This is a genomic window from Streptomyces botrytidirepellens, assembly GCF_003721215.1.
GTDB lineage: Bacteria > Actinomycetota > Actinomycetes > Streptomycetales > Streptomycetaceae > Streptomyces > Streptomyces himastatinicus.
Map to the genome: position 1 here is coordinate 18362 of NZ_RIBZ01000071.1, position 12976 is coordinate 31337.

The 12976-nt window shown below is 73.6% G+C and carries 1 protein-coding gene (only partly in view); it reads right to left on the reverse strand.

What is annotated here, in order from left to right:
- Positions 1 to 43: 43 nt before the first annotated feature.
- A protein-coding gene (locus EEJ42_RS52530; protein ID WP_246096096.1) for a type I polyketide synthase crosses the window boundary here: on the reverse strand, positions 44 to 12976 show its 3' portion. The gene runs 3303 nt beyond the window's last position; the window shows 12933 of its 16236 coding nt (coding positions 3304-16236); its start codon lies off the right edge, out of view; it ends in the stop codon at positions 44 to 46.

Here is a 12976-nt window from a genome sequence, read left to right on the forward strand (position 1 = left end):
CGCCTTTCCGCTTCCGCTTGAGTGATCGGCCGGGGGCCGGGGGTCAGTGGTCCGTCGGCCGGCCGAGCTCACTGTCGATGAAGGCGAGGACCTCGTCGGCACTCGCCGCCTCGATCCGCTGCTGTACGTCCTGTTCGCCGGTCTCGGTGCCGGGGCCGGTACCGGTGCCGGTCACCCGCGCGAGCATCTTCCGCAGCCGCGCCGCGGCCGCGGCCCTGGCGGCCTCGCCGAGGTCTTCCGCCGACAGCGCTGCCGACAGTGCCGATTCCAGCCGGTCGAGTTCGGCGGGCAGGGCGGGGCCAGCGTCCTCCCGGGCGGGCTCGCCGAGGCGGGTGGCCAGGAAGTCGGCGACGGCGGCCGGTGTCGGATAGTCGAAGATCAGGGTCGCGGGCATCCGCAGCCCTGTCGTGGCGGTGAGCCGGTTGCGCAGCTCGAGCGCGGTGAGCGAGTCGAACCCGAGCCGGTCGAACTCCCGCTCGACACCTACCTGGTCCGGCGAACCGTGCCCCAGTACGGCCGCGGCCTCGCCCCGTACCAGATCGGTGAGAAGGCGCACCCGCTCGTGCTCGCGGGTGTCCGCCAGTCGCGCCGCCAGGTCGGCAGCCCGGTTGTCGGCGGCGGCGGTCCGGCGACCGGCGCGGACCAGGCCGCGCAGGATCGGGGGCACGGCGCCGGCGAACATCGTCGTGCTGGGACCGGCCTTGCCCGCCGTACGCATCACGATCAGGTTCGCCTCGTCGCGGCCGGTGGCGGCGTCGAAGAGGGCGAGGCCCTGTTCCAGGGTCAGCGGCGGCGTTCCGGACCGTTTCATGCGCTCGATGTGGGCGTCGCCCAGTCCGCTGGTCATGCCGGTGCCCTGCGCCCAGGGGCCCCACGCCAGCGATGTCGCGGCCAGCCCCGCACGCCTGCGGTGCTGGGCCAGCGCGTCGAGGAAGGCGTTGGCGGCGGCGTAGTTCGCCTGCCCGGGGCTGCCCATGACGCCCGCCACCGAGGAGTAGACGACGAACGCCGCGAGGTCCGCCGTCCGCGTCGCCTCGTGCAGATGCCACGCGGCGTCGACCTTGGGCCGCAGCACCGTGTCCACCCGCTCCGGGGTCAGCGCGTCGAGCACTCCGTCGTCGAGCACACCGGCCGTGTGCACCACCGCGGTCAGCGGGTGCGCGGCCGGGACCGCGCCCAGGAGTTCCCGTACGGCGACGGGGTCGGCGAAGTCGCAGGCTGCGAGGGACACCTCCGCGCCGTGGGCGGTCAGCTCCTCGCGCAGCTCTGCGGCTCCCGGCGCCTCGGCGCCCCGGCGGCTCGCCAGCACCAGATGCCGGGCCCCACGCTCGGTCACCAGGTGCCGGGCCAGCTCGCGGCCCAGGCCGCCGGTGCCACCGGTGATCAGCACCGTCCCCTCCGGCCCCCAGGGGGAGCCGTTCCGGGCGGGCGCGGACGGTTCGGGCGCGTGCATCATGCGCGCGACCCGAACGGTCCCTTCCCGCACCATGAACTGCTCCTCGTCCGTACCCGGCAGGCTCGGCAGCACGGCCGCGGAGGCGGCCGAGCCGTCGAGATCGGCGAGCAGGAACCGGCCGGGGTTCTCCATCTGCGCGGACCGCACCAGGCCCCACACCGCCGCGGCGGCCAGGTCGGTGACGTCCTCGCCCTCCGGCGCGACCGCTCCCCTGGTGACGAACACCAGGCGGGTGCGGGCCAGCCGGTCCTCGGCCAGGCACTCCTGCATCAGCGCCAGCACCCGATGCGTCACCTCGTGCACCGTCTCCGGGCCGCCATCCATAGGGCCCGCGACGGGTACCGCGAGGATCCGCGGTGCCACCGCGCCGCCACGATCGCGCACTTCGGCTAGGGACTTCACTGGTGTTGCGTCCTGACCGAGCGCGTCGGCCAGCCCGAGCTCGTCGGCCCCGAGGACGAACCAGGCGGAGTCGTCGGCGGCTGTCCCGGGCTCCGGCCGTTCCACCCACTCAAGATGGAACAGGGACTTCCGGTGGTCCGGGCCGGCCGGTGCGTCCGGCCGGGCCGCCGGAGGCCGCAGCACCACCGAGTCCGCCAAGAGGACCGGCGCGCCCTGCGCGTCGGCCGCGGCCAGGACGAGCCCGTCCGCTTCGCGGGTCAGCCGGGCCCGCAGCACCCGCGCGGACGCGGCGTGCAGCGACACCCCGCGCCACTCGGCCGGGAGCAGCCGTTCGCCGTCCTCTTCGGCGCCGGTGAACACCGCCGCGTGCAGCACGGAGTCCAGCAGTGCCGGGTGCAGGCCGAAGCCGTCGGCGTCGCGCACCTCGTCGGGCAGCGCGACCTCGGCATAGAGGTCCTTGCCGCGCCGCCAGACCCCCCGCAGGCCCTGGAACGAAGGCCCGTAGACCAGGCCCGCGTCGGCGAAGCGGTCGTAGAGGTCGTCCAGCCCGATCCCGGTCGCGCCGGCCGGCGGCCACTGTGCCGCGTCGAAGCCGGCCCCCCGCTCCCCCGGTTCGAGCCACCCGTGGGCGTGCGGCGTCCACGCGGCGTCGGGGTCGTCGGTGGGGCGCGCGTGGAACCACAGCTCCCGGCGCCCGGCGTCGTCGGGTTCGCCGATCCGCGCCTGGATCCGCACCGCGCCCCGCTCCGGCACCACCAGCGGTTCGGCCAGGGTCAGTTCCGCCACCCGCTCGCACTCGACCTGGTCGCCCGCGCGGATCGCGGCCTCCAGGAAGGCCGTGCCCGGCAGGATGACCGCACCATCGACGGTGTACTCGGCGAGCCAGGGGTGGAGGGCGAGCGACAGGGTGCCGGTGAGGACCACCTCCGCCGAGCCCGCGACGGCCATCACGGCGCCGAGCATGGGGTGTTCCGTCGGGGCCAGGCCGAGGCCGGCCGCGTCCGCGGAGCGCAGCGACGCCGTCGGCCAGAACCGCTCGCGCTGGAACGCGTACGTCGGCAGGTCGGTCCGGCGCGCCCCGGTGCCCGCGTAGAACACCCGCCAGTCCACCGGGGCGCCGGTGACGTGCAGGCGCGCGAGCGCGGTGGCCATGGCGGCTTCCTCGTCCCGGTCCTTGCGCAGCGCGGGAACGACAGTGGTCCCGTCCGGCGCCGAACCCCGGATCATGGCCGAGAGCACGCCGTCGGGCCCGAGTTCGAGGAAGGTCTTCACGCCGCTCTCGGAGAGGGTCCGTACCCCGTCGGCGAACCGTACGGTCTCGCGGACATGGCGTACCCAGTACTCCGGTGAGCAGAGCTCACCGGCCGTCGCGAGCGCACCGGTCAGGTTCGACACCACCGGCATCGTGGGCTCGTGGAAGGTGAGGTCCCCGACAACCTTACGGAACTCCGCCAGCATCGGGTCCATCAACGGCGAGTGGAACGCGTGGCTGACCGCCAGTTCGCTCCTACGACGGCCCTTCAACCGTGCGACGACCTCCGCGACCGCTGTCTCCTCACCGGACAGCACCACCGACGACGGCCCGTTCACCGCCGCGACCGACACCCGGTCCGACAGCAACGACCGCACCTCGTCCTCGGTCGCCTCGACCGCCACCATCACCCCGCCGACCGGCAACGCCTGCATCAACCGGGCCCGCGCCGACACCAGCGCGCAGGCGTCGGCGAGGGACAGCACACCCGCCACATGCGCCGCGGCCACCTCACCGATCGAATGCCCCGCCACGAACCTCGGCACGACACCGAACGACTCCAGCAGCCGGAACAAGGCCACCTCGACCGCGAACAGCGCAGGCTGAGCACAACCCGTCGCGTTCAGCGCCCCGACGTCCCCACCCCACATCACCTCACGCAACGCAGGATCGAACTCGGCCAACACCCCGTCCAAGGCCCGCGCGAACACCGGGAACCGGCCATACAACTCCCGCCCCATCCCGATCCGCTGCGCACCCTGCCCCGAGAACACCACAGCAAGCGGACCCTCGGCAGCCACACCCCGGGCCACCTCGACCACACCATCCGCACCATCCGCCGACGACAGCAACACCGCCCGATGATCGAACACCGACCGGCCCGTCACCAGCGAGAACCCGACGTCCAGCGGCAGCCGCCCATCCGCGAAAGACCTGATCCGCTCCACCTGCGCATCGAGCGCGGCCTCGCCCACGGCCGACACCGGCCACGGCACCACGACCGGCCTGACCTCCGGCTCCCCACCGGCCTCCACCACCGGCTCGGGACCCTGCTCCAGGATCACATGCGCGTTCGTACCACTGATCCCGAACGAAGACACTCCCACCCGGCGCGGATGGCCCGTCTCCGGCCACGCCTGATTCTGGGTCAGCAGCTCGATCGAACCGGCCGCCCAGTCCACGTGGGACGACGGCTCATCCACGTTCAGCGTGCGGGGCAGGATTCCGTGCCGCATCGCCAGTACGGACTTGATGACACCGGCGACGCCCGCCGCGGCCTGCGTATGGCCGAGGTTGGACTTCACCGAGCCCAGGTACAGCGGGTGCTCCCGGTCCTGCCCGTACGTCGCCAGCAGCGCCTGCGCCTCGATCGGATCGCCGAGAGTGGTGCCGGTGCCGTGCGCCTCCACCGCATCGACCTCCCCCGGATTCAACCCGGCACCGGCCAGCGCCTGGCGGATCACCCGCTGCTGCGAGGGGCCGTTCGGCGCGCTCAGACCGTTCGAGGCACCGTCCTGGTTCACGGCGGAGCCCCGCAACACGGCGAGGATGTGATGCCCGTTGCGCAGCGCGTCGGACTGCCGCTCGACCACCAGCATGCCGACGCCCTCGGACCAGCTGGTCCCGTTGGCGGCCTCGGCGAACGGCTTGCAGCGGCCGTCGGGCGCCAGCCCGCCCTGGATGCTGAACCCCTCGAAGCTCACGGAGGTCGTCATCACGGTGACGCCACCGGCCAGGGCCAGCGAGCACTCCCCGGCACGCAGGGCCTGCGCGGCCAGGTGCAAGGACACCAGCGACGACGAGCACGCCGTGTCGACGGTGGACGCCGGGCCTTCCAGGCCGAAGACGTAGGACAGCCGACCGGAGAGCACACTCGCCGCCAGCCCGGTGCCGATGTGGCCGCCGATGTCTTCGCGCGCGCGGGTCACCAGGTGCACGTAGTCCTGGCCGTTGGTGCCCACGAACACCCCGGTCCGGCTGGAGCGCAGGCCGGCCAGGTCGATGCCCGCCCGCTCGATCGCCTCCCAGGACACTTCGAGCAGCAGCCGCTGCTGCGGATCCATGGCCAGCGCCTCGCGCGGGCTGATCCCGAAGAAGCCCGGATCGAAGTCGGCCGCGTCGTAGAGAAAACCACCCTCGGAGGTCGCGCTGGAGCCGGGTTGATTCCCGGCGAGGGTCTCCAGGTCCCAGCCGCGATCGGTGGGAAACCCGGCGATGCCGTCCCGGCCGGACGCGACGAGGTCCCAGTACTCCTCCGGGGTACGCACCTGGCCGGGGAAGCGGCAGGCCATGCCGACGATCACCACCGGGTCGTCCGCGGGGCCGGGCGAAACCGGGGTGAGGACCGGCGCATCGGCCTGCTCCCCCCGCCCCAGCAGCTCGGCGACGAGGTGTTCGGCCAGCACCCGTGGCCTCGGGTAGTCGAAGAGCAGACTCGCGGGCAGCGCCAGGCCGGTGGCGTGGGCCAGTTGGTTGCGCAGTTCCATCGAGGTCAGCGAGTCGAACCCGTGGTCCTGGAACGCCCGGTCCGCGCCGATGGCCTCCGGGTCGGCGTGTCCGAGTACGGCGGCGGCATGGGNGCCGATGGCCTCCGGGTCGGCGTGTCCGAGTACGGCGGCGGCATGGGTCCGTACGACGTCCAGCAGCACCGCACCCCGCTCGGTCGCGGGGGCGGCGAGCAGGCGCTCACGCAGCTTCGAGACCGTGGACTCGCCGTCGAGCCGGGCTTTCCGCGCCGCCCGTGCGGCCTCGCGGGCGCCGGGCAGTCCGGTGAACGCGGCACTGGTACGGAGGCTGAGCAGGGCCTTCAGCAACTGGGGCTGCCGGAGGTCGGCGACGACCGCGGTCGCGTCCGGTTCGGCCACCAGCTCGGCCATCGCCTCCATCGCGAGCCGTGGATCGAGGACGGTGGATCCGGCCGCCTCCGGCGCTCCGGCCCCTCGCCAGGCGCCCCAGGCGATCGAGGTCGCCGGGAGGCCCTGTGCCCGGCGGCGCTCGGCGAGCGCGTCCAGCACCGCGTTCCCGGCGGCGTAGTCCGCCCGGCCAGGGCTGCCGACGGCGGCGGCCACCGAGGAGAACAGCGCGAACACCGACAGGTCGAGGTCGCGGGTCAGCTCGTCCAGCAGCAGGGCGGGCTCGACCTTGGCCCGGAACACGTCCTCGAAACGCCGCGCGGGCAGACCGTCGAGCGCGGTGGGCTCTTCCAGGTGACCGGCCGCGTGCACGACACCGGTCAGCGGGAACTCCGGCCCGATCGCCGCCAGCACCGCTTCCAGTTCGGCCCGGTCCGTCGCGTCGCAGACCGCGATCGTGACCCGCGTGCCGAGCGCGGTCAGTTCGGCCTCCAGCTCCGCCGCACCGGACGCGTCCGGCCCCGGACGGGCGAGCAGCAGCAGGTGTTCCGCGCCGTGCCCGGCCAGCCAGCGCGCCACGTGCGCGCCCACCGTTCCGGTGCCCTCGGTGATCAGCACCGTGCCGGTCGGCTGCCACCGCCGTGCCGCGTTCCCTGCGGGTGCGGGCACCAGACGCCGGCCGAAGACCCCTGAGGTCCGCACCGCGACCTGGTCCTCGTCACCGGCCCCGGGGAGTGATCCCGCGAGCACGCCGATCAGCCGCCGCGCGACGTCCGCGTTCAGCACGTCCGCGTTCAGCGCGTCCGCGCCCGGTGCCTCCGCGCTCGGTACGTCGACCAGGCCGCCCCAGCGGTCCGGGTACTCCAGTGCAGCGACCCGGCCGAGTCCCCAGAACGCGGCCTGTCCCGGATCGATCGCCGGGCCGCCGGGATCCGCGGACACCGCACCGCGGGTCACCGCCCACACGGGCGCCGCGATGTCCGCGTCGCCCAGGGCCCGCAGCAGCGCCGCCGTGTCCGCGAGGCCGTCCGGCGACGCGGCGAGGAGTGATACCACTCCTGCGAACTCGGTTCCGTCGGCGGTGAGTTCGGCCAACCGCGCGGTGAGCACCGTACGGTCGGAATCCGCCGGTACGAAGCGGATCACGGCTGGACCCAGCGTGTCCACGACGTCACGCGCCCAGCCGTCACCCTCGGCGGGGAGCACCGCCAGCCAGGTGCCCGGCAGTACGGCCGGGAAGGAATCCTCCAGGGGCCGCCACTTCTCCCGGTAGCGCCAGGAGTCGACCGTCGACCTCGTCCGGCGCCGACCGCGCCAGGACGACAGCGCGGGCACGATGGCGCCGAGGGTGTCGGGGTCCACATCGAGGCTCGACGCGAGGGAATCCAGGTCCTCCCGCTCCACCGCCGACCAGAACTCCGCGTCGATGCCGTCGCCCGCGGCCACGGGTTCGGCCGCCTCCGGCCAGAACCGCTCGCGCTGGAACGCGTACGTCGGCAGGTCGGTCCGGCGCGCACCGGTCCCGGCGAAGAAGGTCTTCCAGTCCACGTCCACCCCGGCCACGTGCAGGCGCGCGAGGGCGGTCACGGCTGCGGTCTCCTCGTCCCGGTCCTTGCGCAGGACCGGGACGACCGTCGTCCCGTCGGCCACCGACTCGCGGATCACCGGCGAGAGCACACCGTCCGGGCCCAGTTCGAGGAACACCGCCGCGCCCGCGCCGGACAGCGTCCGCATCCCGTCGGCGAACCGTACGGTCTCGCGGACGTGGCGTACCCAGTACTCCGGTGAGCACAGTTCACCGGCCGTCGCGAGCGCACCGGTCAGGTTCGACACCACCGGCATCGTGGGCTCGTGGAAGGTGAGGTCCCCGACAACCTTACGGAACTCCGCCAGCATCGGGTCCATCAACGGCGAGTGGAACGCGTGGCTGACCGCCAGCTCGCTCCTACGACGGCCCTCCAACCGTGCGACGACCTCCGCGACCGCCGATTCCTCACCGGACAGCACCACCGACGACGGCCCGTTCACCGCCGCGACCGACACCCGCTCGGACAACAACGGCGCGACCTCGTCCTCGGTCGCCGCGACCGCCACCATCGCCCCGCCGACCGGCAACGCCTGCATCAACCGGGCCCTCGCCGACACCAGCGCGCAGGCGTCGGCGAGGGACAGCACACCCGCCACATGCGCCGCGGCCACCTCACCGATCGAATGCCCCGCCACGAACCTCGGCACGACACCGAACGACTCCAGCAGCCGGAACAAGGCCACCTCGACCGCGAACAGCGCAGGCTGAGCACAACCCGTCGCATTCAGCGCCCCGACATCCTCACCCCACATCACCTCACGCAACGCGGGATCGAACTCATCCAACACCTCATCCAAGGCCCGCGCGAACACCGGGAACCGGCCATACAACTCCCGCCCCATCCCGATCCGCTGCGCACCCTGCCCCGAGAACACCACAGCAAGCGGACCCTCGGCAGCCACACCCCGGGCCACCTCGACCACACCATCCGCACCATCCGCCGGGGACAGCAACACCGCCCGATGATCGAACACCGACCGGCCCCTCACCAGCGAGAACCCGACGTCCAGCGGAAGCCGCCCATCCGCCAGCCGCCCATCCGCGAAAGACCTGATCCGCTCCACCTGCGCATCGAGCGCGGCCTCGCCCACGGCCGACACAGGCCACGGCACCACGACCGGCCTGACCTCCGGCTCCCCACCGGCCTCCACCACCGGCTCGGGACCCTGCTCCAGGATCACATGCGCGTTCGTACCACTGATCCCGAACGAAGACACTCCCACCCGGCGCGGATGGCCCGTCTCCGGCCACGCCACGTTCTCCGTCAGCAGCTCAACGGCCCCCGCCGACCAGTCCACATGGGACGACGGCTCGTCCACGTGCAACGTCCTCGGCAGCACCCCATGCCGCATCGCCATGACCGTCTTGATCAGTCCGGCGGCGCCTGCCGCCGCCTGCCCGTGGCCGAGGTTGGACTTCACCGAGCCCAGGTACAGCGGGTGCTCCCGGTCCTGCCCGTACGTCGCCAGCAGCGCCTGCGCCTCGATCGGATCGCCGAGAGTGGTGCCGGTGCCGTGCGCCTCCACCGCATCGACCTCCCCCGGATTCAACCCGGCGCCGGCCAGCGCCTGGCGGATCACCCGCTGCTGCGAGGGGCCGTTGGGCGCGCTCAGACCGTTCGAGGCACCGTCCTGGTTCACCGCCGAGGACCGCACCACCGCGAGGATGTCGTGTCCGTTGCGCACCGCGTCGGACATCCGTTCCACTACCAGCGTCGCCACGCCCTCGGACCAGCCGGTGCCGTCCGCGGCCTCGGCGAACGCCTTGCAGCGGCCGTCCGGCGCCAGGCCGCCGACCCGGGAGAATCCCGCGAAGGTCACCGGGGTGGCCATGACCATCACCGCCCCCACGAGGGCCAGCGAGCATTCCCCTGCACGCAGGGCCTGCGTGGCCAGGTGCAGCGACACCAGCGACGACGAGCACGCCGTGTCCACCGTGACCGCCGGGCCTTCCAGCCCGAGGACGTAGGCCAGCCGACCTGACGCCACACTCCCCGACAGGCCCGTGGTCGCATGGCCTTCGACGTCCGCGGAGGACTGCATGACCAGCGTGGAGTAGTCGTAGCCGCTGAGCCCGACGAACACTCCGGTCCTGCTGCCCCGCAGCGCCACCGGATCGATGCCCGCCCGCTCGACGGCCTCCCAGGACACTTCGAGCAGCAGCCGCTGCTGCGGATCCATGGCCAGCGCCTCACGCGGGCTGATCCCGAAGAAGCCCGCGTCGAAGTCGGCCGCGCCGCGCAGGAACCCGCCCGCGGCGCCGTCGCCCTCCGCGTTCCCTTCCCAGCCCCGGTCCTCGGGGAAGCCGGAGATGGCGTCGCCGCCCGATTCGACGAACCGCCACAGATCCTCCGGCGACTCCAGCCCGCCCGGGAACCGGCAGCTCATTCCGACGATGACCATGGGGTCATCGGCCACCGCGACCGGCGTCAGCGAGCCCGGGGCGTCCGCGTCCTGGCCTTCCTCCACCAGTTCCCCCAGCAGGAACCCGGCGAGCCCACGCGGCGTGGGGTAGTCGAAGACCAGTGTCGCGGGCAGGGTGAGCCCGGTGACCGAGGACAGCCGGTTGCGCAGCTCGATCGCGGTCAGCGAGTCGATCCCCAGCCGACGGAAGTCCTTGTCCGCGGAAACGGCCGAGCCGCCCGGGCCGGAGTCCGGCGACGTGTGTCCGAGCACGCGCGCGGCTTCGTCGCGCACCAGGTTCACCAGATGGCGCGCCCGCTCCTCGGGCCGCAGCCCGCGCAGGTGCTCGGCGAGGGCAGCCCGCGACGCTCCGCCTCCGCCGCTGGTCGCGGCCCGGCGGCCGGTGCGGACCAGTCCGCGGAGCAGCGCCGGGACCGCTGCCCGCGCGGGGAGTGCTCCCCCACCCGTGCCCCCGGTGACCGGCAGCGGGACCACCAGCGCGTCGTCGCCGACGGTGGCGGCGTCGAACAGGGCCAGTCCGCGCGCCGTCGAGAGCAGCGGCAGGCCGAGGGCGCCGGCGCGGCGCAGGTCCCGGTCTTCCAGGCCGCTGGTCATGCCGACGCCCTGCTCCCACGCGGGCCAGGCCAGCGACACGGCGGGCAGCCCGGCGGCCCTGCGGTGGTGCGCGAGGGCGTCCAGGAACGCGTTGCCCGCCGCGTAATTCGCCTGTCCCGGGGCGCCCATCACACCGGCGGTCGAGGAGTACAGGACGAAGGCGGCGAGCCCGATGTCCTTCGTCGCCTCATGCAGATGCCAGGCCGCGTCCACCTTGGGCCGCAGTACGGTGCTGAGCCGCCGCGGGGTGAGCGAGCCGACGACGCCGTCGTCGAGCACACCCGCCGTGTGCACCACCGCGGTCAGCGGATGTTCGCCGGGGATCGCGGCCACCAGTGCCCGTACGGCGTCCGGGTCGGCGACATCGCAGGCGACCACGGAGACCTCGGCGCCGTACGCGGTCAGTTCGGCGCGCAGGTCGTGCGCGCCGGGCGCGTCCGGCCCGCGGCGCCCGGCCAGTACCAGGTGCCGCATCCCGCGCTCGGCGACCAGGTGGCGGGCGAGTTCCCCACCCAGGCCGCCGGTGCCGCCGGTGATCAGGACGGTGCCTTCGGGGTTCCAGGCGGGCGGCAGAGTCAGGACGAGCTTGCCGACGTGCTGCGCCAGGCTCATGTGGCGGAACGCGTCCGGCGCCCGCCGCACGTCCCAGGCACGTACGGGCAGCGGCTTCAGCGCGCCCGCGCCGAACAGCTCCATGAGCGCGGCGAGCATCCGCTGGATGCCGTCGGGGGCGACCCAGCCCAGGTCGAAGGCGTGATAACACACGCCCTCCGGCACTTTGTCGGGGTCCCGTACGTCGGTCTTGCCCATCTCGAGGAACCGGCCGCCGGGGCCGAGCAATCGCAGCGACGCGTCCACGAACTCACCGGACAGCGCGTTGAGTACGACGTCGATCCCGCCGTCACCCGCGACGGCGGCGAAGGCCGCCTCGAAGCCGGTGGTGCGGGAGGAGGCGATGTGGTTCTCGGCGACGCCCAGTTCACGCAGGGTGTCCCATTTGCCTTCGCTCGCGGTGGCGAACACCTCCGCGCCGAGATGGCGCGCCAGCTGGATCGCCGCCATGCCGACGCCGCCCGCGCCCGCGTGCACGAGCACCTTGTCGCCCGGCCGTATCGCGGCGAGGTCCACCAGCGCGTGGTACGCCGTGAGGAACACGAGCGGGACCGAGCCGGCCGTCTCCCACGACCAGTCCTCGGGCACGGCCGTCAGCTGCCGCTCGTCCACCACGACGGTCGGGCCGAACCCACCGGACACCATGCCCAGCACCCGGTCGCCGGGCCGCAGGCCGGTCGCCTCCGGGCCGACCGCCGCGACCACGCCCGCCGCCTCGGAGCCGAACAGCCCGGCCTCGCCGGGGTACATGCCCAGGGCGTTCAGTACGTCGCGGAAGTTGATCCCGGCGGCCCGCACGGCCACCCGCACCTGGCGCCCGGTCAGCGGCTCGAGAACCTCGGGGCACTCCGTCAGGGCCAGCGCGTCGAGGCTGCCCTTCGCGTGGCTGTCCAGTCGCCACGGCCGGTTCGCCGGCGGCACCAGCCCGCCGCCCGACGCCACGCGCGCCAGCCGGCCGACCCGCAGCCGCCCGGCCCGGATCAGCGCCTGCGGCTCGTCGAGGTCCAGCAACCCGGGCACGCCCGGCAGTACGGGGCCTGCCGCCGCCGCGTCGTCGAGGTCCACCAGCAGGAACCGGCCCGGGTTCTCCGACTGCGCGGACCGCACCAGGCCCCACACCGCCGCGGCGGCCGGGTCGGTGACGTCCTCGCCGTCCGGCGCGATCGCACCCCGTGTCACGAACACCAGGCGGGAGCGGGTGAAGCGTTCCTCGGCGAGCCAATCCTGGATCAGGCCCAGCACACGGCACGTCAGCGCGTGCACGGCCTCGGGACCGCAGCCCCCCGCCAGCGTTACGGCCACGACCTGCGGCACCTCGGCCACCTCGGCCAGGGACGGCGCACCTTGGCGGACGGTACCCGTCGAGTCCAGCGCCGCGCCCAGTCCGACGTCGTCCGCGCCGATCACGGCCCAGGTCCCGTCCACGGCGTCCGGAGGGGTCTGCGGAACCCAGTCCAGGCGGAACAGCGAGTCGGCCGGGTCCGGGCCCGCGGGCGTGGTGGCGGGCGCGGCCGACGGCGCCCGCAGGAGCAGCGAGTCCACCGAGATCACGGGCGCGCCGTGTACGTCGGCCGCGGCGACCACGACGGTGTCGGAGCCGGTCCTGAGCACCCTGGCCCGCAGCACGTCGGCGCCGGAGGCGTGCAGCGAGACCCCGGTCCACTCGAAGGGCACCAACTGCTCGCCGTCGCCGGAGTCCGCCGCGACGTGCAGCACCGAGTCCAGCAGTCCGGGGTGGATGCCGAAATCCCCGGCGTCACGCGCGGTCTGCGGCAGGGCCACCTCGGCGAAGAGTTC